Source organism: Roseofilum reptotaenium CS-1145 (genome assembly GCF_028330985.1).
Classification (GTDB): Bacteria; Cyanobacteriota; Cyanobacteriia; order Cyanobacteriales; family Desertifilaceae; genus Roseofilum; species Roseofilum reptotaenium.
Map to the genome: position 1 here is coordinate 126,774 of NZ_JAQMUE010000082.1, position 23,616 is coordinate 150,389.

The window sequence follows — 23,616 nt, forward strand, 5'->3', positions numbered from 1 at the left end:
TCAACTGTATACAGAAGCAAATCTAGTATTACGATAGACTTAATATAGGGTGAGCTAGAATTGGCTTACCCTATATTTCTTTGGATTTTTATTGATTTTCAAGTAAGCGATGACTGGCATTTCTACGACAGAGTTACAACAACAGGCCCTTGAATATTTCGTTACCCAAGACTATGCTCAAGCTGTCACGCTTTACCAAAACTGGCTTGATATGTACCCTGAGTGCAGAGAAGGGTATTGGTACTTGGGATTAGCCTTACTCCTTCAAGGACAGGAAATTGAAGCTCAAGTCACTTGGATGTTAGTTATTGGGGAAGCAACAGACGAGGAAATAGGGCTATGGACTCAAGAATTGGTCAGTGTTTTAGAAACTGAAGCCGAACGTCAAGTTAAGGCAAACCAGCCAAAATTAACATGGGTAATTCGGCAGCACATTCGGGAAATCGATCCAACCGATATTAATAATTTACTTAATCTCCTACAACTGGCTCTAGAACTAGAGAGATTAACAGAGGACGAACTGACTGAAATCGGAATTACTGACTTATTGAGTGCTAACTCAGAAGCAGTAGAGGTGAATCTACCTCTACTGTTAGAAACTTTAAATGTTTTCCTGGATAAAGCCCCCTTAGATCCCCTCCTACCGAAGTTTGTGGAAGTGTGTGTTCCTTTCATTTCTATCGAAGACTTATCCGCATTTCTGAAAATAATTTTATCCTCTTGTATCAAAATCAGTCGCACCCTATTTCATCCAGAAGTATCTATTACATTAGCTAAAATCGCCCTAAAAGCTGATCCAGAGCACCCAGAAATCTGGCGACAACTATCCAATTACTATCAACTTAATCGCGAATATGAGAAAGCCCTAGAAGCGGCAGAAATTGTTCATCAGTTAGCTCAAAATTCCATTGACAAGATTATTGCTAATTTCCTGAAAATTACGGCCTTAATGGATACGGGTGGACGTTGGCATGATGCCTTAGTGATTTCCGATCAACAAGCTGAGTTACTGCTCTCCCTCGATCCCAAGGAAGCCCAAAATTACCCTTTATTCAGTAGTAGTCGTTTGTATACCAGCAGCTATTTTTTCCCTTACTTTCGGGATGAAGCCAGAGCTAATCGAGAGATTCATAATCATTTAGCTCAGTTTTGTCAGTCTGGAATTGAGTTTCACGAGCAAGAGCGAGTGCAACGCTACAGAAAGGGTTGGAATGCTCCGGGTTCAAAATCCAAGCGTTTGAGAATTGGATATCTTTCCCATTGTTTTATGAGTCACTCCGTGGGATGGTTGGCTCGATGGTTATTCCAACATCATGACCAAGAGCAGTATGAAATTTATGCTTATGTTGTCAACTATAAGTCAGAGTCTCCCGACCCGCTACAACAATGGTATGTTGAGAATGTTACTCAAGCTCGTAAACTCGGACGTGAGGATCTTGAGGTTGCCGATCGCATTAGTGAAGATAATATCGATATTCTGGTTGATCTTGATAGTCTCACCCTAGATTTAGCTTGCACGGTTATGGCTCTCAAACCTGCTCCTATTCAAGTCAGTTGGTTAGGATGGGATGCTCCGGGTATTCCGACAATTGACTATATGATTGCCGATCCTTATGTCTTACCTGAAAATGCCCAGGATTACTACTGTGAAACAATTTGGCGATTGCCCCAGACCTATATTGCGGTGGATGGATTTGAGGTTGAAGTCCCTACTCTGCGCCGCGAAATGCTAGATATTCCTAATGATGCGGTTTTGTACTTTAGTTCCCAACGGGGCTTTAAGCGTCACCCAGACAATGCAAGAGCGCAACTGAAGATTATTAAAGAAGTGCCTAACAGTTATTTCCTGATTAAAGGATTGGGCGACCAAGATTTGATTAAGCAGTTTTTTCTGCAACTAGCAGAGGAAGAAGGAGTCTTAGAAGAGCAACTGAGGTTTATCCGTCCTGCACCCTCTGAAGCTATGCACCGTGCCAATATGAGTATTCTTGATGTGGTGTTAGATACTTTTCCTTACAATGGAGCGACGACTACCCTAGAAACGTTATGGATGGGTGTTCCAATCGTGACTCAAGTTGGCAAACAATTTGCGGCTCGCAATAGCTATACCATGATGATGAATGTGGGGGTTACTGAGGGTATAGCTTGGACAGATGAAGAATATATTAAATGGGGAATTCGTTTTGGTAAAGAACCCGAATTACGACAAAACGTGGCATGGAAGTTGAAAGAGTCTCGGAAAACTTCGCCCTTATGGAATAGCAAGCAGTTTGCTCGTGAGATGGAAAAGGCTTATGAGCAAATGTGGCAACGATATGTTGAGTCTGGAGATTGAGCCAGGATTAGAATAGAGGTAGATGTTGTAGTTTAGCATTGACCAGAGCATCTTGATTTTCGTTTTCTAGAGCAATACGAGCCTGAAGCTGATATTGTAAGACGTGCCATTGAGAGGTACTCAAAGACTCTAGGAAGATAATGTCGGGTGCGTTATCTTCTTCCATCTCTTCAATTTCCCCTAACATTAAGAGCTGAAAGGTGATTTGAGCTAAAATTTCATTGGCTTCTTCTGCTGTGGTCTTGTTAATATCTATTAACAGAGCAATACGGTGGCTATCTCCATAATTTAAGACTCGTTGGAGTAAATTTCCTAAGTCCTGCACAAGCTGTGCTTCTGGTTGTAACCAATCTGGAAAAGCAATCAGATTGAGTTCTCTTAATTCAAAGGGAAGTAATTCTTCTGTACTCTTAAATCCCAAAAGTTTTAAAAATCTTAGAGCTGTAGGAATGGGGGCATAATGTTCCAGAACCCATTGTCGTCCTGCTTGAGAAATTTTTTCGAGAACAGTGGGTTCGCTTCTGATCCGGTCTACGGTATCTTGCATATTTTCCATATCAATGCCAATATAGTGCGTCCAATTTTCTGGCATGACTGGGAGGCTTACAGCATATCGATCCAAGTCAACGTGAAAGGTGACACATCCAGCAGCTAGGGATTCCCAGAATCGCCAACTATCCCACCATTCAATATAAGGCGATCGCTTCTTCAGGGCAGGGATATACCAACCAGCAAAAGCAGCACAAGCGACCTGGGATTTAAGGCGCTGATAATATTGGGGATAATGACGACGGCCTGTTTGTTTCCATTGTAAGTAATGATAGGGGTCGGAAGGAGAGTTATGACGAGCATCAACCTTTTGATCTACCGGTAAAATCTTCTCAATCAGAGGAATAAATTGCTGGTTTGTGACAATCCGTACCGGATAATCGGCTTGTACTTTAAACCTTTCTCCTTGGTGAGTATGAGTTGTGGCAAAGCCTTGTTCAACTGCATTTATTGGATAACTGGTAAACAGTTCTTTTTGATCGACTCGGAAGTTAAATAAGAGGGAATACTGACGCTGGTCAAAAGTGGGAATCGTTTGCACTTCTGTAACGATCCGATGGGATAGGCCAAAAGCCCAGGGAATAAAGTTACTGGGATATTGAGTCTGATGATGACAGTGTGTTCTCAAGATAACATCAAAATGAGCGATTGTTGGCGGCCATAGAGAGGCATCAGGCCCATCCATATCATCAAGATAAATGTTTATATGGTGGCGATATCGGTTACAGATCAATTCTGGAAAGGGACGTTGGGCAAAAACCCAGTTTTTATCGAGAATAACCAGTAAACAATCTTCAGGGTTAACCTGAGAGTCATGAATAAATAAATAATCTCCTGGTTCAGTAGAAAGGAGCCAATAGTTGCAATTTGCATAAACTGGGATATTTAAGGCTTTCAACCCTTCAGCTAACCCAATAGCTAGATGGGGAAACTGATCTTCTATCAGATAGAAATAAGCACTACAAGGCTGGATACGATCGCGTGATATTTGAGGAGAAGCTACCATAATGAATAGAATGTTTATGCTTCAGATAAAGGGATTAAATTACATTGTATGTAATTTGTTTGGTTTTATACAATAATTATGTCTAGGTTATTCCTGTGTTGGGGATGGCATAGAATTAGGAGCTGATGATTCTTCTTCCGGTTGGGGAGATTGAGTCGTGTTTAATTGTTCTTGAAGTTGAGTATAAAGCGTTTGGTAGGTTTGATCTTCTGGATTGATTTCAATCAGAGTTTCGAGAGGTTCTACAAGACCTTCAAGGTTGTTCATTTGTAGTCGAACCCTGACTAATCCTTCTAAAGCCACTTGGTTTTGCGGTTCTCGTTCTAGAACTTTGAGATATCCTCTTTCATAGCTCATGAGTTGTTCTTGCGGGTTCACTTCAGGGATTTCTGGAGAGGGATTTTGGTGCTGGGAATCTCGAAATAAACGAGTGGTCGCAAAGGCAGTAGAACTGAAGAATGCCAGTGCGCCAACAATGGATAGAAAACGTTGTGATTTTTTCATGTTCTTATTATAGAAGTTATCACTCAAACTAGATTTAGAGCGATCGCAATTTCAGCTCAATCAACCGGTTCTAAGGGAGGTGGAATTAAGGATTCTATGCGGCCCTCCGAGTCCAGGATAACACGGCCGCCGATCGCCTCCATGCTGGTAATAGCTCTCTGGCGTGTTTTTTCATCGGTTGCATTAATGAGTACACTGCCCCAAGCTTGAAACTGTGCCCGCTTGCTATTAGGGTTTTCCGCTAAAAACTCTGCTGTTGAGGCAGACAGAGCCATAATAGTTTCACTCTCTGGATCGTTATATTCACTTGCCCATTCAGCCGCTTTAGTAAATGAATCCCGCGCTGCTTCACCTTCCCCTAAAAACAGAAGTTGGTCAACCCCCATGTAGCGCCAGGCATAGTAACCACGAGGGGGGTCTTGAGAAGAGAGTTGTTCTAAGCCTTGTTGCATCATCGACACAGAAATATCCGGTTGTCCAGAATACAAAGAAACACTTGCAGAAAGTCCAAAATAAGCGGGGATAAATCGAGGATCTTCTGTGAGAGTAACCTTAAAATACTCAGTAGACAAATCATAGCCAGTTTGATCGCGGGCCGGATCGTCACCAAAATAGATCAGAAATTTAACAAAGCTCCAATTGGCAGTGAGATTATCAAAGCCAAAATTAGGTAAAACCTGGAGTAATTTCAGTTCCAGAGCTTCTTGAGCGACTTCTTGCTGCCGTTGTTGCGGCGATCGCTCAGTTGACTCTACTTTAAGCCGGTTCAGTTTAAGTAATTGTACTGAAAAAATTGCCAGAGAACATAGGAGAATTAACCCTCCTGCTGCCATTGTGTTAGCCCACTGTCGGTTCATGAACATGAAGATCTCCTAGCTCAATAAGAGGAATGGAATCTACCTGAGATAAGGTGATCGCATCTTGATTTTCATCCTCTAGCTTAATTCTCCCTTGTAATTGGGGCATTAAAACTGACCATTGAACCTCACTTAAGTCTCCGACTAAAATAATTTCTGGCCCTTCATCTACTTCCACACTCTCTTCCATCAGCCACTTCATCGCCATGCTCGATAGGAGTAGATCTGCATCTTCGGCTTCTATATTACTGCGATCAATCAATAAAGTCATTTTAGTGCGATCAGGATGACTGACTAGACCTTTAATAACCTCTTGCAATGCCAACTCAATCATTTCTTCAGGTTGTGACCAATCTGGAAAAGCGATCCAGTTAGTTTCTCTTAGTGCTATGTTTAAATCCAGATCGTTTGGCTTGTGCAGTGAAGATTCCTTAACATATTTACTATCCAGATAGTGTTGAATTCTTTGCATTTCTGGTAAGAGATTAATTCCAAATTCAACGGCTTTAGGGTATTCAGATATGACTTCAGCTAAGTTATTAGCAAAATTATACTTGGGTTGATCTCCATATTTCCAAGTGATGTACTCTAACGTTTCCATCGCTACGTCATAAAACTCTAGAATATCAGCAACACATGCTAACTTTAAGAGCTTTTCTGGATTTTTTTGGGATGCTTCTGACTCTTGAATCAAATCTTGAAAATAAAAAGCATCTGTCCATACTAACTGACCCAGATGCTGTTCAGAATGTAGAGGGCCTCTACGACGGTCATTCCGATATAATTTACCAAAATCAAGAAAGCTAAAGCCTTTATCTCTCAGATACAAGTCTATATCGCTAAAGAGAGGCACATTTTCATAGAGACGGGCGAATTCTACTTCTACTTTCAGAAACAGTAAATTTTTTAAAAGGCTCTCAGAACCTTGCAAAATTTTCAGCTCTGCTCCTTGGGTATCGATTTGTAAGAAATCGATACTACTAATTCCTTCTGCATGACAAAAATCATCTAGAGTTGTTGTCTCTATTGTTTCTTCTAATACCACTTGCATACTCAATTCCCCACCAACAAAACGAGACACAAATGACGGGTTTGGAGGATACAGAGAGCTACAAGCAGGGTATCTAGTAAGGTACAAAGTCTCAGTACTTACGCAGTTCCAAAGAGCTAAAGGAATATGTTTTTCTTTGTGCACGCTATTTGATAATTGCAGCTTTTGATTCATGGTTTCGCAAGCGTCACGATGGGCATCAAAACCATATATTGTTAGGTTTGAGCCAAGCCAACCCCAACCTTGATCGACATAGTCTTTGTCAAACCCTTCTAGTACCCTAGAACCGACAATAGCTATTGTAATACCAATATTATCGAGTTTTCCACTTTTCTTTAAGCTCTCAATGAACTTTGGCATTTTTTAGAAATCTCCTCTTGTGTTAATAGTGTTGCTCAATTTTTAAATAAATAACTCATGTCTATAGGGGTGATTTGATCGGCATGAACGGTGTACATTGCATCTTGATTTTCATCTTCTAACTGAATTCGCCCCTGTAACTGAGGGATTAATACTGACCATTGAGCCTCACTTAAGTTCCCCACTAAAACAATTTCTGGCCCTTCATCAACCTCCACACTCTCTTCCATCAGCAAATTCATCGCTACGCTCGATAATAGTAGATCGGCATCTTCGGCTTCTATATTACTATGATCGATCAATAAAGTCATTTTGGAGCGATCGCGATGGCTAACTAACCCTTTAATGACCTCTTGCAAGGCTAACCCAATCCTTTCTTCAGGTAGTGACCAGTCTGGAAATAGAATTAAGTTAATCTCTCGCAGATTTAAACGAGCCAAAGTTCCTCTCAGCACTGCTAACTTCATAGTGTTGGCCATTTTCTGCCAGGAGAACTGCTTCACTTGTGCTAAACCTTTGGCGATCAATGAGCGACGAACCTTTGTTTTTTGGACTTCACAGAGTTGCTCAGCTAAACCCTCAACATTATAGGGGTCAACATAGATCACTGCATCTCCCCCAACTTCTGGAAGAGACGCATTGGCACAGGTAATTACAGGACAACCACAAGCTAAGGCTTCTGCCACCGGCATTCCGAAACCCTCATACAGGGAGGGATACACCAAAGCCACAGCCCCAGAATAAGCGACTTTCAATTCTTTATCAGAGAGAATCAATGAATGTATCACACTGCCTGAAGCATATTGTCTATATTCATTGCCAAGGGGAACACCACTTCCCGTACAGATCATTTCAAAGCCTTGTTTGCTGTGTAGTGTTGAAAAAGCTTGGAAAAACAACATGGAATTTTTGTAATTTCCGCCCGCACCCACCAGCAGAAAATAAGGCTTAGTAATCCCATACTTGTACTTAAATTCGTTGATTTGAGTTGCTGTGGCTGCCGTAAAAGTGGGAGAAACACCGCAATGAGCTACGGTAATTTGATCGAGGGCGATCTCTGGGAAAAACTTCACCAGATCGCGGGCAGTGCTTTCAGAAATAGAAATGTAGGAATCTGCATGACTGATGGCATGGTGTTTTTCACGCCACATAGGTTCATTAACATTTGCACCTAAGACTTCCGGAATCATGTCATAGGCCATGAAGACAGAAGGGGTGGATAGGGGGGTAGTGTAGTAAGTGGAAATAAATAGATCTGCTCCTTCTATGTCGCAAACCTCCTGGAGCATTTGTTTATCAAGTTCTGTATTGTTGTAGTCATACCGAGGAATGGTTCTAGACTTAATTCCAGGAATTTGTGCCGTGTTATGTCGATCCAGCAATAGGATATGAGCAGCAAAGTCAGTTTTAGCCCATTCTGCCAACAGCGATCGCCACACGCGAGCAATCCCTGTATTATAAAGTTGGAAGAACACGCCATCAATGACAATGGTCGGCGATTTCCTCTGAGCTTTCTTCGATAATTTTGAGAACTGGGGCTGTAAAAACTTCCAATTCCCTTCTGTTACATCCTTTTGGACTAAGGGGGCTATACCCAATGACTCAGCGCGATCGACCATTGTGTTATCCCCTACCCATGAAAAATAATCGCGAAGATAAACTGGGAACTGGGCTTCTGACTGTAGTGCGCTCCACTCGATTACTGCATTTTGATAACCGTAATACTGTTCTTTAAATTTTAATTGTTCGGGAGTCACATAGGCAAAATGTTGAAAAACCAAACCTTCTTTTTCTGTTGCATCATGAGTCAAAGGATTAATAGCAGCTATATTTTTAAACTGTCCATCAGGTAAAGGTTCAACTAATATTGGCGGTTCATGGGCTGCCCAAACATATCCCGGCTTAAACCTCCAGGTACGCAACCAATCCTGTTGGGGATTTTGAGTGTAGCAATTGCGGGTACTAATGACCAAATTTTCTCCTACAAAGTACCAGCACCAGTAATACGCGGCTGTTTTTTCTCCCTGTTCAATAAACAATCTTCTAGCGTTGCAAATTTGCTCCACCGTCCAAATTTCATCTACATCTATCTGCCAAAGTAAGCATTCTTCTCTAATGTTGGCTAAAGGAGCATTCACCATTTCTCGTTTTCCATCCCAGAATTCACCTTCTGGTTTTCGATAGAGGGTTATATTTTCTGGATAGTCTGCTTTGAGTTGATCTAAGTATTCTGATGTATCATCTTTACTCAAACCTTGGTCATGAATCTCATCCGTTATCTTTCCACCAAGTTTCACGCTCCAACTCGTATCATGTTTGAGATCTGCCACTCCTTCAATAATATGCCAATGCCATTTGAAAGGAAGCTTTTTAAGGACTTTGATGTGATATTTAACAAAAGGCTCTCCATTCAAAACAATGGTAAAGAAATGAATGGGGACTTCAGGAAATGCAATATAATTCTCATAAAAGGCATGAGAATCTATGACTTGCCCTCCAATTCTACCATCCTTCTCAATTTGATGACATTCATAACCATTCTCGATTAAGATTTTGAATGTATCTCCCGCTTTTCTGTTTAATCCGTCGAGCATCTTTTGCGAGATCTCAAATTGAATAAATCTCACCTTCTTTTGTTTCAACAAGTTCCTTGCACCTAAAAGGGCATCAGACTCAGCTCCTTCTACATCAATTTTCAAATAATCTATTGTTTCAATATTTTTGGTCTCACAAAAAGCATCTAGAGTGATTCCTTCTACAATTTCGGTCTTAGCAATTGGAACATTTTCTTGCGGATTGTCTGGATTTGGCATCTGTGGCATACCAATACTGTTCCACACAGAATAGTCTTCTGGAAATTCATGGAACTCTATCTCTTTGTTTTCTGAAAAAACTGCTTTTTTAAATGCATTAACATTGTTTGAATCTTGACTGTTTAATCGATCTTCGAGTTTTTCAAAAACTGTTGACGTGGGTTCAAACGCATAAACTCTACCAGACTCACCGACTAATTGGCTCAACAGAATCGAATAGTCTCCTAGGTTCGCGCCTACATCAAACACAGTCATCCCTGATTTGACTAAGGTGTTGACTAGATTTTGTTCTTTGATTTCATTGTTAAAACGATACTTGATATAACTGACACTTCCAAAAATAGCGTAACCATTGCGCAGTCTTTTATTCTCTTGAAGTAAGGTATACTTTGGATCATTCAGCAATCGAGTGTAATTTTGATAATTCTTAAAGGTATTGATATCATCAAGAACAATTAGCTTGGCTCCATACACTTCTTCTAATTCTGCTGTCCCTGTAAATTCAGAACCATCAATGAGAACGAGATCAAAAACATCTATGTTATTTTCTGCTTTTATTTTTCTAATTCCATGGGTATCAACTCCTGATGTTTTCAAGTATTCAGTATCTGCTTTCCACCACTCTAATACTTGTTCAAGAGGATACAGGTTAAGATAGGTTTGTTGGGTTTGGTAAAATGCTCGAATTTCCTGCTCTGTGGGAAATTGTTCTAAGGCTACTGAGGAGACATGGTAGCAATGAACAAAAGGGTGATTTTCATATCGCTTCTGCAACGCATCAAATCTGCTTTGAGAGACTTCCATACAGTACAGATCGGGAGTTTGAGGATTACCCATTAAGCCTGTAACAAAGGCTTCGGTGCTGCCAGAACCGGAAGAGGAGCCAATTTCCAGAACGGTTTTTAGATCTGCTTTTCTAGAAAGGATTTGAATGGCTTGATATAACTCATCATTCTTAATTTCTGGGGGAATAAGTCTTTCTAGAGTTGATGGGGATTCTGGCATCGCTTTATCTCCCAAAGAAGAAGTTTATCAAAAATCAGTAATTAATACTACCCTAGTATAGGACAATCAATACACTTACTGATATTTCTAAGTCTTCCCAATTTTCCCATAAAAGCGATCGCCCCCTACCAAATCGCAGTCAAATCCAAGGCAAAACCTGGCAAAACCTCTTCTCCGGATACACTGGTGGGAGCGTCTAACACTTCTGGGGGTTGTCCGGGACGGTAAATTTCGACTTGGCGCTGTTTGCGGTTAATCAACCAACCGAGACGACAAACATTATCCAGATATTCCTGCATTTTCGCTTGAGTTTTGGCTAGGCGATCGCTCGGAGACAGAATTTCCACAGCAAAGTCGGGACAGAGGGGGAGAAATTTTTCTCGCTGTTCTGGGGTAAGATTATGCCAGCGCTCTTTAGTAATCCAAGCTGCATCTGGGGAGCGATCGCTGCCATTGGGTAAATGAAACCCAGTGGAAGAGTCGAACACTTCACCGAGTTGGCTTTGTTCATTCCACACAGCCAGTTGTAGAATAAATTGAGTATTGACACGGCCGGTTTCACCACCTGTAGGGGGCATAAGATCCAGTTCTCCCGTTGCGCTGCGTTCGAGTTTAAGCTCTGGGTTTTGTTGGCAGAGTTGATAAAATTGCTCAGGGGTGAGTTGAATAATCGGATCGAGCGTTAAAGTCACCATACTTCTTGACCACAGATATCGACATTCAATTTAAGCGGGCGGTACATTCGAGGATCAGGCGCTGATTCTCGATCGCGTGGGGAACAAGTTCCGAAGCTTGACGAAAGGCTGCGATCGCCTCCCGATATTCAGCCAGAGCCGCATGACATAATCCTAACCCATGCAGTGCCCCAAAGTGAATTGGATTTAAGCGCACGACTTCTTCACAATCAGCGATCGCCTTCTGATACTCCCGGCGCATATAATGTAGCACAGCTCTCCGGTTCCAAGCTTCCGCAAAATCTGGCCAATCGTGAATCACTTCTGTTAACAGCTCTTCAGCTCTATCGAAATGACCAGCATCCAATACTCTCTGGGCTTGTTGCAGTCGCTTCACCCCCATCATTCCTTTTTGGTTAAACCAGCGCCGCCATAGTTCCTGAATGGCTTGTTCGCGCACCGGTTCGGAATCACTCTGGAGATCGGATAGTAAACCATCTAATTCTGGATCGCGCATGGTTTTCCACAAGAGCAGTTCTTTCTAGTTTAACCCTGCTCATGGGTTATTGGTTATTGCTCATTGGTCTTGTGCCAAAACTTCATCATTCCTGCTGCTCTCTAGAATCCAGAAACCTCACTGCTTCAATTTGATGGGCGATCGCCACCCGTTGCCGTTCCCCTTGAGCCGATAACAGATAAATCCCACTACCATTGCTGTAAGCCACCGTACCATCGGCTGTCAAATCATAAGCCAAAACACTCGTGGCTAACACCTCCGGCACTCCCTGGTTTCCTTGACGCACCAACTCCCAACTGGGGGGAACCAAGGGAGGAGCATCCTGATCTTCGGCATGTTGATTCGGGAGATTATCCAACGTTAACCAATCTCCCCAGATCCGCATCCGTTTGGGTTCCACCTTTTGTTGCGTTCCCGCAGCGATCAAAGGCTTGCCTGTAAAACTCTGGCTAAAGAAATTAAAAAACTGGAAAATAGCATAGGCCAAACGAACCGGAATCAGAAGAATATCCTTCAAAAATTGCCAGATATTAAACGAACGGTGGAATGAACGATAGGGACGGCGAATATAATACAGTAGACCATCAGAACCGACTTGGGGCCCCAAAAAATCAGACTTGGGATCTTCAGCTAACGTGGTTAAATCCTGTTGATAAAAATCTAACTTTTCAATTGAAAAAGGAGCGCGATTCACCACAAAGCCCTCACCATTGCGACTGACTCCAGCCGATTGATACACTAAAGCCTTTTGATTCGGTATCCAGCGGGGCGCTAAATCGATAGAATCCCCTTCTGTCATGTCATTTGGACGCACACTATTGGGTGAGAGCGTAGCAATATTGGTAATCCCTGTGGGGTAAGCTTTGGTGCAGGCAATCAAATCATCCTCAGCACTATAATCTAAATGACTAATTTGAAAATCTGCATTATGAAATAGCCGATCTTCGCGATCGCCATTGGGATCGAACCGAAATAAAGCCCCCATCTCCCCAGCTTCTAGGGCATAAAAAAACTTACCCTCTCCGGAATTACACAGACTACTAATGGCTACTGGAACTATCGCTTCCGCCTGCTGTTCCAACTGAGCCATCGCTTGGGGAGACATCATCATCGAACGAATTCCCCTATCTTTCCAAGCATTCCGGCGTTGAGCCTGCAAGCGTTGGCGTTGAATCGATTGGCCAAATTCACTCTTGATTTCCCGAAATTGATTCTGAGCCTCTTGGAGATAAAGTTTACCTTGGGCAAGATAGGCAATAGGTCGAGACATGATAAGCGATCCAGAAAATATTGCGATCGATCTAACCTAATTTTATAGCGCTTTGTACAATAATGCCGGCTATTGCTAGTGCAATAAAACTCCATTTCGCGACAGCGATCGCGATTTCTCCGATATACTCCCATCCTACTGGCTACCTAGGCTGTGGATTAAGACCCGGCCGATCAAGGAAGAAAATCGTTAACTCCTCATAAAACTCACTACTTGAATTTACAGCACGATGGAGATGAGCGCTCGGTTTGTCCCAATCAATTTGTACCGGTTTATAGGTTACATTCTTCGTTGGCATCCGATCATCATATTCAATGGCTAAAGTATGGCCTTGAAGAACTACTGTAATTCGATGGCATAAGTCATAATGCCATGGCGTTGCTTCGCCAGGCAACAGAGACATCTGACGAATCCAAATGAAGCCAAAACGAAACAGACATCTCTCAGACATAATCAATATATCCTTTCTTTGACAAGAGATCTTATTCGACTGACGAGATTAAAGGCACATCGGAAATCGTTTGCTGCTCTGGAAAAAGAGACCGCAGTTTTTCGATATCTTCAGCCTCCATTTCCCAACCCAGTGCCCCTAAATTTTCTTCAAGATGCTCTAAAGTTCGCATTGTTGAAAGCGTAACAACATTCGGCTGTGAAATCAACCAATTAATAGCAATTTGAGCAGGGGATTTTGCATATTTTTCACACATTTCATCCAAAATAGGAATCCCACCAGTCGAGAGCAATCCTTTCTGAATCGGTCGCCAAGCAATTAACATCATGTTGGTAGCCTGACAGTACTCTAATAATCCAAGAATTTCAGGTTCGCGAAACTTGAGATTATAATGCACTTGGTTAGCCACAATAGGCGCATCAATGAGTTTTTGTGCCGCTTTAACTCGCTCCGTGCTGAAATTGCTGACCCCAATATTCAAAATATAACCGTTATCTTTAAGATAAGCCATGGCATTCATCGTTTCTTCCATGGGAATATTAGGATTGGGTTCATGAATCAGATAAAGATCGAGATAATCGGTTTTCAATCGAGCTAGACTTTGCTTTGCTGATTCTATTAAGTCGTTGTATCGCAGATGGGCAGATGAAACTTTTGACACTAGGAATAGCGTTGATCGATCGTAGCCTGATATAGCTTTAGCGATCGCTTCCTCTGCATATCCCCCAGCATAAATTTCCGCAGTATCGATATGGGTTAATCCCGCATCAATCGCTCGCACAATAGAGTCCGTATCAGATCGCTCGCATCGGTCTGGACTCGGTTCTAGTTTCCCTCCTAACATCCATGTTCCCATGCCAAAAACTGGCATAGAAAAGTTGATTTCTGGGATTATCTTTTCAAGAATCATTGTTTTATCCGAAGAACGCTCAGGTTTTTATATCCAATCCCAAAAATCACGCTACACATCAATCCCCGTGTCCGGAGTATCAATCATCTGTAGCAAACATCTAAGGATTTGATATTACTCTCCCATCGCGGATTCTATCACCACCCAACAAATTTTTAGATTCGCTTTATAACCATATAGGAGTCTTGCGTCTAGAATAGAAACCAACCCTCATCTCTCTAGCGATCATGAGTTACCCTAAATCTCCACCTATTCCCGCCAACCATCTCAACATCATGGGATATGTAGACGAGTCGGAAGTTAATGGCCCAGGATGTCGCGCTGTGGTCTGGGTTCAAGGCTGTACTCGCGCTTGTTCTGGCTGTTTTAATCCCGCTTCTTGGTCGTTTGAGATTAATCAACTGATCTCCATTGATACCCTAGCAGAAAAAATTGCCAGTAATCCCCGCAATCAAGGGGTGACCTTTTCTGGAGGAGAACCTTTTTGGCAGGCTCCAGGACTGGCTAACTTGGCTCGTCAGCTTAAAGCGAAGGGATTCAATATTATGTCATTTACGGGTTTTACCGTAGAGCAGTTAAGGGCCAAAGGTGCGCCGGAAGGGGCACAAGAGTTACTCGATCAACTGGATATTCTGATTGATGGTCCTTATATAGAATCTTTAGCAATTCATTCCCCCACTTCTCCCGTTTCTTCGAGTAATCAGCGGGTTCATATCCTGAATCCAGAATTTGAAAATGCGATTAGTTGGGCGAGCGATCAAATGGAAATCCATATTCTCAAAGATGGCACTCGCTTAGTCACGGGGTATCGCGGCCAGATGACTTTGGCTGAATTGTAGGGTTTCTTGAGTTGATCGCAATATTAGAAATTGTAGATCATGACCAAACTCCCAATTTTGCAACCTAGACAGTCCTATGCGTTCAGGCAATATAGGGTTCACTCAACTGGTTGTTGAACTGATTGCCCTTGACCAATGGAGCGATAGTTCCCAGTCTAGTCTCGTGGGGTCTGTTTCTACTGGTGATATAAAGATACGCCACTTTCTGCACTCTATCATCTCAATTTATGGGAAATTGCGATCGCCGCATATATTCTTATCCAAGGGAGTCTGATGCTATTTGACCAGTGGATAGACACTTTTGGAGAGATCGACCCTAACTGGCTTGCGAGAAATCTATTATGAGTCTTTGGCTGATCGGTAATTCACTGCGCGATCGTCTGGTTATTGGTGCAAACGATTCCTCAATACTCGCCTCCTTTTTTTCCACCTCGCGGCCAATTTGACGATCTCCCTTGGGGGTGTGGACGAAAATTTTAGTAGGGGTTTGGAGACCAAAAACCCCTACCAAGCTCCATCGCAGTGCTCCACCCAAGCCTTCGGCTATGGGTGGGGGTGAAGCGACGGGCGACCAGAGGGAGCAATTACTCAATCTCTGCTTGCTGTTGAATGTACTGTTTTAGGACTGAGATAGGTGCTCCACCACAGGAAATAATGCAGTACGAACGACTCCAGAACATAGGCTTGCGGTAAACCTTACCTAGATGATCTGCAAATTCTTTGCGAATTAGGCGACTGGAAACAGTCTTCAGGTTGTTGACCAACTTGGACGGCTGAACCTTGGGGTTTACAGACATTAGCAAGTGGATATGATCCGCTTCACCATTAAACTCAATCAGCTCTGCCTCCCACTTCTGCAGAGTTTCTGAGAATATCTCTTTGAGTCTGTTCAGCATTGGTCGGGTAATGCACTTGCGGCGATATTTGGTGCAGGCGACCAAGTGAAAGTGAATGCTGTAAGAACAGTGATAGAGAGTGTTTAATTGTTGTGGCATAGCAAGCGACTAAAGGCTATAATAATCCGATGATAACCGTAACGTATGAGTACAAGCTAAAACCGACTAAGCAGCAGATTAAACAAATCAACCAGGATTTAGAGGTGTGCCGCAAGGTGTGGAACTATGCGCTTAAAGAGCGCAAAGATTGGATAGCTTCTCGCAAGTGCCCGGTCAATGTCTGTTCTCTACGAAGTGAGTACATCATCCCAGCAGACGAACCCTATCCGAGTTTTAAGATTCAATGCCAGCGACTAACGGAATCCAAAAAGCTAATTTCTGAATTGGCATCTGTCAACGCACAAGCGCTGCAACAAGTTCTTCGTCGTCTAGATCGAGCATTTGAGCGGCGCAAAAAGCTTGGGGCAGGGTTCCCACGGTTTAAGAAAGCAGTCCGGATGCGCTCATACGTCTTTCCCCAACTGGGCAAAAATCCTATGGACAATTTCTTAATTGTGTGTTGCCGTGGGTCGCATTTAAGCGCGGCAAGGCAGTGGCCAAAGAGGATGCAAGGGGCAGTAGTCAGGAGTGTCCGGATTGTGGAGCTAAGGTCGCCAAGTCCCTCTCAGACCGATGGCATCAATGTTCCTGTGGCTGTTCTATGCCTCGTGATGTGGCCAGCGGCTTGGTCTACTCCATAGATTTCAAAAGCGCTGTGGGGCGCACAGTGCTGAAAATGCCCCTGGAGACGGTCTGGCGGGGGTGTCCTTTGGGGCATCTAGTCAAGTGTCTGTGAACGGGGAATCTCCAGCTATACGCTCCGCGTTAGCTCGATGAGCGTCAAGATTTAGATACCGGGCTATCTGCTAAAAAACGTATTATCAGAGGAGACTCTTTCATGCCAATGTACTTATTCTACTCTCTGGGATTGTTGCTTTTACTCCTAGGAGGAGGGATTACGCTCTATCTCGCAACCCCTCGCCGTTATCAATCTTCCGAGACGGTGGCTCATTCTTATGACGAATGGACTGAAGACGGAATTTTAGAATTTTACTGGGGCGAACATATTCACCTGGGTCATTATGGGTCGCCACCGACACGGAAAGATTTTCTCACCGCTAAATCGGACTTTGTGCATGAAATGGTTAAGTGGGGAGAATTGGATAAATTCCCCCGTGGGACAACAGTATTAGATGTGGGTTGTGGCATTGGGGGTAGCAGCCGCATTCTCGCCAAAGATTACGGTTTTTCGGTTACGGGGGTGACAATTAGCCCGCAACAAGTGCAGCGCGCCCAGGAATTAACCCCTGAAGGAGTCGATGCCAAATTTATGGTTAATGATGCCCTGGCATTATCTTTCCCCGATGCCAGTTTTGACGTGGTTTGGTCCATTGAAGCCGGTCCCCATATGCCGGATAAAGCCCAATATGCGCGAGAAATGATGCGGGTGTTAAAACCCGGTGGTCGGCTAGTTGTGGCGGACTGGAACCAAAGAGACGATCGCCAACAGCCCCTAAATTTCTGGGAAAAACCAGTCATGCGCCAACTGCTCGATCAGTGGTCTCATCCCGCTTTTTCTAGTATTGAAGGCTTTGCCGAACTGATAGAAGAAACGGGACTGGTTTCTGGGGAAGTGACAACCGCCGATTGGACTACAGAAACTCTGCCTTCATGGCTCGATTCTATCTGGCAAGGAATTGCTCGACCTAAAGGATTATGGCTGTTTGGGGTCTCGGGATTTATCAAATCTTTGCGAGAAGTGCCCACGATGCTGTTAATGCGTCTGGCATTTGGTGCTCGGTTGTGCCGGTTTGGGATGTTCCGCGCTGTGCGAGGGAGTGCAACCCCTCAGTCCGTAGAGAAGTCTCAAGCGAAAGAGGTTCAGTTGTTGAACAGTTAGGGGAAAAATTAATCGGGACTTACGCACCACAGGTAATTATCAGGTAATTATGCAGTTAATATAGGGGTTTGCCCTAGGCTCTAGACACTTTAGTCAATAGAGTGCCTAGAGCCTTAACTGATAACGATTACCATTACCCGCACGAAGGGCTACTTGAATAGTCCGCTACCGAGTTGTTTAATGGCGGCTCCCGCTACTTCTGCATAGCTGAGTTGCCCACAGAGGATTTTACTCATGATTCTACTAGCGGCTGGTTGTTTAACGCCTACCCGATAACTGACTTTGGGGAACTTATAAAATACACCACTAATACGAGCCGCCCATTTCATATCTGCTCCCCATTGTTCGGAAAGGGTTTGGGTGTAGGTTTCTAGGGCATTACCATTGCCACCGATCGCCTGATCGATCGCCTCTGCTGCTTTGACTCCGGTAAAAATGGAGGGACGGATGCCTTCTCCAGAGAGAGGATCGACAATTTGGGCGGCTTCCCCAGCAACAAGAGCATTTTGAGTGTGCAAGGGGCGATCTCCATCCCACAAGCGCACAGAATGCTCATGATATTGAACCGTTCCCCCTTGGGCAATGCCACTCGATTGGGTATAGCTCTCTAGAGTCTCTTGGAGCTTTTTAGCATCTCCTCCCTGAAACGCAGTGGCGCTAATTGCATAGCCATCGCTTTGGGGGAAGTTCCAAATAAATCCATTTTTGAGGCTGCCAAAATCAAAGTGTAGGGGAGGAGTTTCCTCAAGGGTTAGCCCAGAGATGTGTAACATGCCTGCTCGTTTTTCCTTACCCTGTTTGACTTTAAGCCATTTAGCCATTGGTCCTTTGGCTCCATCAGCAGCGATCAGATAGCGGCCTTCGATCGCTCCTTTAGCAGTTTTCAGCTCCCAGCGATCACTTTTCCACTCAATTCCCGTTACTGGGGTGTCATCCTTAAGAACTGCTCCTTGATTTTGAGCCTGTTTGACCAGAAACTCATCGAAGCTATCCCGGCGCACGATGAACATCTGTTTTTCTTGTAGCTTGACGTTTACCGGATCGTCGAGTTGCCAGGTGTAGCGCAGTTGGTTCACCTTCAAGCTAATTATAGGGTCGAGATCAAAATCAAAATATTCGGCGATCGCTGGAGACACTCCCCCACCACAGGGTTTAAACCGAGGAAGAGCCGCTTGTTCTACGATCGCCACAGAACGGCCTCGTTTGGCTAAATGATAAGCCGCTGTTGCCCCAGCCGGCCCTGCTCCAACAATCATGCAATCAAACATAGGATAATTTTCTTCCAGATTTTGACAACTGTACAATAACACTCATTAACCAGTTTTTCGGCTTGTCTTCCGGCAAGTTCTGCTGGAGTTTTTTCGCCCTTTTCTCAACATTTTCCTTGATTTTTCAGATTTTTTTATTTCCTTGAATAAATAAGTAGTATCACTGAACTCAAAATCAACAATCACAGATTAATATAAAGACAAACGACGACTTCATCAAAATTTCACAAAGGCTATCGTAGTCTTACGGAATATCAAAGGATAAGAGGATTATGACTTGGGATGTTTGTCTTGAATATGCCAATGGAAATCAAACCATACTCAAAACCTATTGCCATCGGGAAACTGCACTCAAGCTTATTGATTTGATCTATTCGACCTATGGCTATCCCATGCATGTTGCTTATATTGTGCGTCCAAGCCAAGCCAGGTCAGCGTTGAACTTAGTTGTTCCCGCTTAACCGGGTAGGCAAGCGGGAGAAAAGAGAGTGCAATCTTAGACTTTGGTAATATCTTTCTCTTTGTCAGCTAACAGATCATCAATTTTCTTAATATATTTGTCTGTTAGCTTTTGAATCTCATCTTGCAAATTTCGAGATTCATCCTCGGTAATATCGCCATTTTTCTCTTTTTTCCGTGTATCTTCAATTCCTTGGCGGCGGTTACTACGCACGGAAACGCGCCCATCTTCTGCTAACTTTGCCGCTTGTTTGACAAACTCTTTACGACGCTCTTCCGTTAAGGGAGGAATATTCAAGCGAACCACCTGACCATCATTATTGGGAGTTAATCCCACATCCGATAGAGAAATCGCCTTTTCAATCAGACTTAAGGTGGATTTATCGTAGGGTTGAATCATCAGGGTACTCGAATCCGGGGTACTAATATTCGCCAGGGATTTTAGAGGAGTCGGCGTACCATAATATTCGACCATCACTCGGTCTAGAAGCGAACTATTAGCCCGTCCAGTCCGAATGGTATTAAAAGAATGGCGAGTAGACTCAACCGCCTTCTGCATTAACTCTTCCACATCACTTAATTGCACAGGAACCTCCTACAACTGTTCCAACTGACTCTCCCATGACGGCGCGACGAATATTGCCTTTCACCGACAGGTCAAAGACCAAAATGGGAATATCATTATCTTTACACAAAGCGATCGCCGTACTATCCATCACTTGCAATTCGTGAGCCAAAACATGCTGATAGGTTAAGCTTTCATAGCGTTTGGCTTCTGGATTAGTTTTGGGGTCGCTATCATAGACACCATCGACCTTAGTCGCCTTAAAAATTACCTCCGCATTAATTTCGGCTGCCCTTAAAGCAGCCGTAGTATCAGTGGTAAAGAACGGATTGCCCGAACCCGCGCCAAAAATGACCACCCGTCCCTTTTCTAAGTGACGCATGGCTCGGCGACGGATATAGGGTTCTGCCACTTCCTGCATGGCGATCGCCGTTTGGACCCGAGTCGGGACATCCATTTGTTCTAGGGCATCTTGTAAAGTCATGGCATTCATCACCGTGGCAATCATACCAATATAGTCGGCTGTTGCCCGCTCCATCCCAGCGGCTGCCCCTTTCACACCCCGGAAAATATTTCCTCCACCAACGACAATGGCGATTTGTATGCCACTCGATACAACTTCTGCCACTTGTTCGGCAATATTATGCACGATCGCGGGATCAATGCCATAGGCCAGGCTTCCCATTAAGGCCTCACCACTAAGTTTGAGTAATATGCGCTGATAACCTGTCCCCATGCCTAGACTCTGTAATCTCCAGATCGATGATTGAATACAAATGGCTCTCACCTAAGATAGCAGATGTTGACAATCTTCCCGAAGAGTTTTTTCAGGGTCTAGAATTTGGCTCAGGAGCGCCATTGAATGGGAGTACCAACTAAGGATTCGGGAATGGGATAGGTTACCGGTTCTCCTTGCAACATTTGGGCGATCGCCCCACGGATATCTTCAATCCACTGCTTTACTGCGCTCTGCTCTTTAGTCATCCCCCGGCGATAGCATAATCTCCCCTCATGATTGAGTAGAAATAGCTCTGGAGTCTGAGTTGCCCCAAAACTTTTTGCCACATCTTGAGTTACATCCCGCAGATAGGGAAAATTAAGCTGATGGTCTTGAGCAAAGACCTTCATTTGCTCAAAATTCTCCCCTGAATTCTTGGAACCCTGATTGGCATTCATCCCCACCAAGGTCATCCCTTGAGGTTCTCTTTCTTGCTGAAGTTGCTTTAAATCCTCAAGAAGCTCAATAACATACGGGCATTGGTTACCCATAAATAGCACACCAATCACCTGATATTTTTCCATATAGCGAGCCAGATGATGCACCTGATCATCCACACCTGGTACTTCAAAATCTGGCGCATAGCTACCGATGGGAGTTCCCATGTCTTCCATGACCACCATGCTTAAAACCTGTATAAATAACTATTCAAACAAGTTAACAAAAACCGTATCCCCTGTAAACCAGATAGTCTTGAGAAACATCAATTCTAGTAGAACAGGCGCGATCGCCTCTCGGAAAGCTTCTCTGTTCTATCCTATCGCAATCCATCCTTTCATATTTTTACAGTTGCATTAGTAATGGCTCATCATCAGGGTCTCCTAGGAAAAGTTACGAACTATAGCTGTTATCAACCTGTTGCACAGAAATTATCAGGTTCTCAGAAACATGTCCTTTAACGTTCCATATCTGCCCTAGATTGAGCTAACTTTGGCAAAACAACCTTATAAATTTCTGTCGCAGCCAATCGATTTCCAGCAATATTCCAATGGCTATCATTGGGGCGATATAGGCGAGTTGTTTCGGATACCTGTTGGAAAGGTTCTAACAAGTCTAGAGAATTAATATTTAGGGATGATAGTCTTTCGGTAAGCAACCGATTTGGCAAGGAGAAATCAAGTTGTTCCGGCTGCATATTCATCCCCACAACAACTTGATTTTGCAACTCCATATTCACTTGAACTTCATCCGGAATTATGACCACTAAAAGTTCTATATTTCGCTGTTTAGCTATCTCATTAATTTGCTCAATAAATTCCATCGCATAGTCAAACGTTTGACTGAATTCAGGGTTGTCTTTGATAAAAATTTGACTGCGTCGCATCTCCATTCCGAGATAATTCTCATCACTGAAAACTTTCATATTATCGTCATAAACTATATTTTCCGGGAGTTCCCACTCTCCTTCATAACTTTTTTGGATTTCCCAGAGGAATTTGAAAAATGAGAGGACATAAGAATACGTGTAGAGGGGTTGAGATAGATTTTGATCTTGGCTATCCAAGAAATCATTACCCATGAAAAAGGAAACAATAATCATGTCAGGACTATAATTCAACCCCTCATTGACCAAGACCGCTAGATAATCTTTAGGATTGAGGTTAGGGATGCCAAAATTATAAAGTTCTATCGATTGATTTTGTGCTTGCAATTGCTCTTCAACCAGCGTGTAATAATTTTCCTCATAGGGGACAACACCAAAGGCAAAAGAGTCTCCTATCCCGACAATTCTGTATATCCCTTCTGCTTTTTGCTCCTCAAATTCCAAATCTTTATAACCCTGGGAATTCAAGGTGAAATCATAATGTTTAGAAAAAGGTTTCCCGCGAAAACGACCATAAGATTTGTCATAAAAGATAAAACTAGGATTGATATAATTATAAACTCGAAATCCAATCTCAGTAAAGATAAAAGAAATGACCGTGATAATCAAGAATTGTTTCAAAAACTGCTGAAAGGTCTTGAGGTGGGGCATAGTAGTATAAAAGAACCTAAAATTACATAAAACTAAGACTTAGTTTACCCTATTGTCTTCTGAGTATGGTGTTGGGGTGCTTCATCAATAATTCCCAGACCTTTATCTAGGATTTAAAATGGGTTTCATATCACATTTTGTATTTTTTGTCAAGCAAAATTCTGTGGAGAAGAGTTTCTCTGCGTGATACATATCACAATAACTCTGGAGTCCTCTCACAGAAGCTAGTTTTTTTTTCGATTACTTTGGTTTTATATATTCGGATCTGGCGAGAAAGTCAAACAATTTAAGGTTTACAAGTCTGAATCGCCAGTGGCCAAGATTCTAGCTCTTTTGATTAAAATCTCAGTTTTAATACGATCATGTTTCAACCAACTACCCTATCTTCTGGTTTCAATATCGCCGAACTGGTGTTTCAAGTTTGCCATACAGGGGAATTAACCTCTGACAACCGCAAACAACTGCAATCCGTATTGCTTCAACACTCGATTAGTGAAGAGGAACGCTCGGCAATCGATCGCTTAATCTATGCTACTCGTCGTGGATGGCTGAGGATTGCGAACTAGAGCCGTCTGAATTTGGGGTATGATCCAAG

The 23,616-nt window shown here is 43.1% G+C and carries 22 protein-coding genes and 2 pseudogenes; 8 read left to right on the forward strand and 16 right to left on the reverse strand.

Annotated elements, in window-relative coordinates; translation table 11 throughout:
- Nucleotides 1-109 precede the first annotated feature (109 nt).
- Nucleotides 110-2,335 carry an O-linked N-acetylglucosamine transferase, SPINDLY family protein gene (locus PN466_RS17735; protein ID WP_271941756.1) on the forward strand — a complete coding sequence of 742 codons (2,226 nt, stop codon included), beginning with the start codon at nucleotides 110-112 and terminating at the stop codon, nucleotides 2,333-2,335.
- A 7-nt stretch (nucleotides 2,336-2,342) separates the two neighbouring features.
- Here the strand turns inward: PN466_RS17735 and PN466_RS17740 are convergent, their stop codons facing one another.
- From PN466_RS17740 to PN466_RS17785, 10 genes are all read right to left on the reverse strand, one after another.
- The gene (locus PN466_RS17740) at nucleotides 2,343-3,890 is read right to left on the reverse strand and encodes a glycosyltransferase (RefSeq protein ID WP_271941758.1); all 1,548 of its coding nucleotides are present in this window, start codon (nucleotides 3,888-3,890) and stop codon (nucleotides 2,343-2,345) included.
- Nucleotides 3,891-3,977: 87 nt separating this feature from the next.
- Complete coding sequence (locus PN466_RS17745) at nucleotides 3,978-4,394, reverse strand: tetratricopeptide repeat protein (protein WP_271941760.1); 417 nt, start codon at nucleotides 4,392-4,394, stop codon at nucleotides 3,978-3,980.
- Nucleotides 4,395-4,450: 56 nt separating this feature from the next.
- Nucleotides 4,451-5,251, reverse strand: a complete 801-nt coding sequence (locus tag PN466_RS17750) for a hypothetical protein (protein WP_271941762.1) — start codon at nucleotides 5,249-5,251, stop codon at nucleotides 4,451-4,453.
- Nucleotides 5,232-6,662 (reverse strand): FkbM family methyltransferase, encoded by a 1,431-nt coding sequence (locus PN466_RS17755; RefSeq protein WP_271941764.1) that lies wholly within the window; start codon nucleotides 6,660-6,662, stop codon nucleotides 5,232-5,234. Before PN466_RS17755 ends, PN466_RS17750 begins: the two co-directional genes overlap by 20 nt.
- Nucleotides 6,663-6,697: 35 nt before the next feature.
- Nucleotides 6,698-10,480 carry an FkbM family methyltransferase gene (locus tag PN466_RS17760; RefSeq protein ID WP_271941767.1) on the reverse strand — a complete coding sequence of 1,261 codons (3,783 nt, stop codon included), beginning with the start codon at nucleotides 10,478-10,480 and terminating at the stop codon, nucleotides 6,698-6,700.
- A 125-nt stretch (nucleotides 10,481-10,605) separates the two neighbouring features.
- A complete protein-coding gene (locus PN466_RS17765) occupies nucleotides 10,606-11,175 on the reverse strand; it encodes a Uma2 family endonuclease (protein ID WP_271941768.1) in 570 nt (189 codons plus the stop codon).
- A 25-nt stretch (nucleotides 11,176-11,200) separates the two neighbouring features.
- A complete protein-coding gene (locus PN466_RS17770; protein WP_271941848.1) occupies nucleotides 11,201-11,671 on the reverse strand; it encodes a tetratricopeptide repeat protein in 471 nt (156 codons plus the stop codon).
- A gap of 85 nt (nucleotides 11,672-11,756) precedes the next feature.
- Nucleotides 11,757-12,941, reverse strand: a complete 1,185-nt coding sequence (locus PN466_RS17775; protein ID WP_271941770.1) for a hypothetical protein — start codon at nucleotides 12,939-12,941, stop codon at nucleotides 11,757-11,759.
- A 142-nt stretch (nucleotides 12,942-13,083) separates the two neighbouring features.
- On the reverse strand, nucleotides 13,084-13,392 hold the full coding sequence (locus tag PN466_RS17780) for a hypothetical protein (RefSeq protein WP_271941772.1): 309 nt from the start codon (nucleotides 13,390-13,392) through the stop codon (nucleotides 13,084-13,086).
- A 31-nt stretch (nucleotides 13,393-13,423) separates the two neighbouring features.
- The gene (locus tag PN466_RS17785; RefSeq protein ID WP_271941775.1) at nucleotides 13,424-14,263 is read right to left on the reverse strand and encodes an aldo/keto reductase; all 840 of its coding nucleotides are present in this window, start codon (nucleotides 14,261-14,263) and stop codon (nucleotides 13,424-13,426) included.
- A 266-nt stretch (nucleotides 14,264-14,529) separates the two neighbouring features.
- Between PN466_RS17785 and PN466_RS17790 the strand changes: the two genes are divergently transcribed.
- Nucleotides 14,530-15,141: a 4Fe-4S single cluster domain-containing protein gene (locus PN466_RS17790; RefSeq protein WP_271941777.1), complete on the forward strand. Its 612-nt coding sequence runs from the start codon at nucleotides 14,530-14,532 to the stop codon at nucleotides 15,139-15,141.
- A gap of 94 nt (nucleotides 15,142-15,235) precedes the next feature.
- Nucleotides 15,236-15,415, forward strand: a pseudogene (locus tag PN466_RS26420) (hypothetical protein); the annotation flags it as partial.
- A gap of 310 nt (nucleotides 15,416-15,725) precedes the next feature.
- Here the strand turns inward: PN466_RS26420 and tnpA are convergent.
- Nucleotides 15,726-16,136, reverse strand: coding sequence for an IS200/IS605 family transposase (gene tnpA / locus PN466_RS17795; protein WP_271941778.1), 411 nt, complete (start codon nucleotides 16,134-16,136; stop codon nucleotides 15,726-15,728).
- A 29-nt stretch (nucleotides 16,137-16,165) separates the two neighbouring features.
- Between tnpA and PN466_RS26425 the strand changes: the two are divergent.
- The 3 genes and pseudogenes from PN466_RS26425 to PN466_RS17810 all read left to right on the forward strand — a co-directional run.
- Nucleotides 16,166-16,243 (forward strand): annotated as a pseudogene (locus PN466_RS26425) (RNA-guided endonuclease InsQ/TnpB family protein); the annotation flags it as partial.
- A 386-nt stretch (nucleotides 16,244-16,629) separates the two neighbouring features.
- A complete protein-coding gene (locus PN466_RS26430) occupies nucleotides 16,630-16,872 on the forward strand; it encodes a zinc ribbon domain-containing protein (RefSeq protein ID WP_271941781.1) in 243 nt (80 codons plus the stop codon).
- A 108-nt stretch (nucleotides 16,873-16,980) separates the two neighbouring features.
- Nucleotides 16,981-17,976, forward strand: coding sequence for a methyltransferase domain-containing protein (locus tag PN466_RS17810; protein WP_271941852.1), 996 nt, complete (start codon nucleotides 16,981-16,983; stop codon nucleotides 17,974-17,976).
- A gap of 149 nt (nucleotides 17,977-18,125) precedes the next feature.
- Here PN466_RS17810 and PN466_RS17815 read toward each other — a convergent pair whose 3' ends face one another.
- Nucleotides 18,126-19,244, reverse strand: a complete 1,119-nt coding sequence (locus PN466_RS17815; protein ID WP_271941783.1) for a geranylgeranyl reductase family protein — start codon at nucleotides 19,242-19,244, stop codon at nucleotides 18,126-18,128.
- Nucleotides 19,245-19,516: 272 nt separating this feature from the next.
- Here PN466_RS17815 and PN466_RS17820 point away from each other — a divergent pair, with 272 nt between their 5' ends.
- A complete protein-coding gene (locus PN466_RS17820; RefSeq protein WP_271941786.1) occupies nucleotides 19,517-19,705 on the forward strand; it encodes a family 2 glycosyl transferase in 189 nt (62 codons plus the stop codon).
- Between the two features lie 35 nt (nucleotides 19,706-19,740).
- Here the strand turns inward: PN466_RS17820 and frr are convergent, their stop codons facing one another.
- From frr to PN466_RS17840, 4 genes are all read right to left on the reverse strand, one after another.
- Nucleotides 19,741-20,262, reverse strand: coding sequence for a ribosome recycling factor (frr, locus tag PN466_RS17825; RefSeq protein ID WP_278003136.1), 522 nt, complete (start codon nucleotides 20,260-20,262; stop codon nucleotides 19,741-19,743).
- Nucleotides 20,263-20,275: 13 nt separating this feature from the next.
- Nucleotides 20,276-21,004, reverse strand: coding sequence for a UMP kinase (pyrH, locus tag PN466_RS17830; RefSeq protein WP_271941792.1), 729 nt, complete (start codon nucleotides 21,002-21,004; stop codon nucleotides 20,276-20,278).
- 110 nt (nucleotides 21,005-21,114) lie between these two features.
- Nucleotides 21,115-21,669: a redoxin domain-containing protein gene (locus PN466_RS17835; protein ID WP_271941794.1), complete on the reverse strand. Its 555-nt coding sequence runs from the start codon at nucleotides 21,667-21,669 to the stop codon at nucleotides 21,115-21,117.
- Nucleotides 21,670-21,941: 272 nt separating this feature from the next.
- Entirely contained in the window at nucleotides 21,942-23,021 is a 1,080-nt protein-coding gene (locus PN466_RS17840; protein WP_271941796.1) for an alginate O-acetyltransferase AlgX-related protein, read from the reverse strand.
- Nucleotides 23,022-23,383: 362 nt separating this feature from the next.
- Here PN466_RS17840 and PN466_RS17845 point away from each other — a divergent pair, with 362 nt between their 5' ends.
- Entirely contained in the window at nucleotides 23,384-23,587 is a 204-nt protein-coding gene (locus PN466_RS17845; protein WP_271941799.1) for a hypothetical protein, read from the forward strand.
- Nucleotides 23,588-23,616 lie beyond the last annotated feature (29 nt).

Bases quoted from the DNA above. Each gene is read 5' to 3' on its own strand.
- PN466_RS17735 (WP_271941756.1), top strand. From the start codon at position 110: ATGACTGGCATTTCTACGACAGAGTTACAACAACAGGCCCTTGAATAT.
- PN466_RS17740 (WP_271941758.1), bottom strand. From the start codon at position 3,890: ATGGTAGCTTCTCCTCAAATATCACGCGATCGTATCCAGCCTTGTAGT.
- PN466_RS17745 (WP_271941760.1), bottom strand. From the start codon at position 4,394: ATGAAAAAATCACAACGTTTTCTATCCATTGTTGGCGCACTGGCATTC.
- PN466_RS17750 (WP_271941762.1), bottom strand. From the start codon at position 5,251: ATGAACCGACAGTGGGCTAACACAATGGCAGCAGGAGGGTTAATTCTC.
- PN466_RS17755 (WP_271941764.1), bottom strand. From the start codon at position 6,662: ATGCCAAAGTTCATTGAGAGCTTAAAGAAAAGTGGAAAACTCGATAAT.
- PN466_RS17760 (WP_271941767.1), bottom strand. From the start codon at position 10,480: ATGCCAGAATCCCCATCAACTCTAGAAAGACTTATTCCCCCAGAAATT.
- PN466_RS17765 (WP_271941768.1), bottom strand. From the start codon at position 11,175: ATGGTGACTTTAACGCTCGATCCGATTATTCAACTCACCCCTGAGCAA.
- PN466_RS17770 (WP_271941848.1), bottom strand. From the start codon at position 11,671: ATGCGCGATCCAGAATTAGATGGTTTACTATCCGATCTCCAGAGTGAT.
- PN466_RS17775 (WP_271941770.1), bottom strand. From the start codon at position 12,941: ATGTCTCGACCTATTGCCTATCTTGCCCAAGGTAAACTTTATCTCCAA.
- PN466_RS17780 (WP_271941772.1), bottom strand. From the start codon at position 13,392: ATGTCTGAGAGATGTCTGTTTCGTTTTGGCTTCATTTGGATTCGTCAG.
- PN466_RS17785 (WP_271941775.1), bottom strand. From the start codon at position 14,263: ATGCCAGTTTTTGGCATGGGAACATGGATGTTAGGAGGGAAACTAGAA.
- PN466_RS17790 (WP_271941777.1), top strand. From the start codon at position 14,530: ATGAGTTACCCTAAATCTCCACCTATTCCCGCCAACCATCTCAACATC.
- tnpA (WP_271941778.1), bottom strand. From the start codon at position 16,136: ATGCCACAACAATTAAACACTCTCTATCACTGTTCTTACAGCATTCAC.
- PN466_RS17810 (WP_271941852.1), top strand. From the start codon at position 16,981: ATGTACTTATTCTACTCTCTGGGATTGTTGCTTTTACTCCTAGGAGGA.
- PN466_RS17815 (WP_271941783.1), bottom strand. From the start codon at position 19,244: ATGTTTGATTGCATGATTGTTGGAGCAGGGCCGGCTGGGGCAACAGCG.
- PN466_RS17820 (WP_271941786.1), top strand. From the start codon at position 19,517: ATGACTTGGGATGTTTGTCTTGAATATGCCAATGGAAATCAAACCATA.
- frr (WP_278003136.1), bottom strand. From the start codon at position 20,262: ATGCAGAAGGCGGTTGAGTCTACTCGCCATTCTTTTAATACCATTCGG.
- pyrH (WP_271941792.1), bottom strand. From the start codon at position 21,004: ATGGGGACAGGTTATCAGCGCATATTACTCAAACTTAGTGGTGAGGCC.
- PN466_RS17835 (WP_271941794.1), bottom strand. From the start codon at position 21,669: ATGGTGGTCATGGAAGACATGGGAACTCCCATCGGTAGCTATGCGCCA.
- PN466_RS17840 (WP_271941796.1), bottom strand. From the start codon at position 23,021: ATGCCCCACCTCAAGACCTTTCAGCAGTTTTTGAAACAATTCTTGATT.
- PN466_RS17845 (WP_271941799.1), top strand. From the start codon at position 23,384: ATGTTTCAACCAACTACCCTATCTTCTGGTTTCAATATCGCCGAACTG.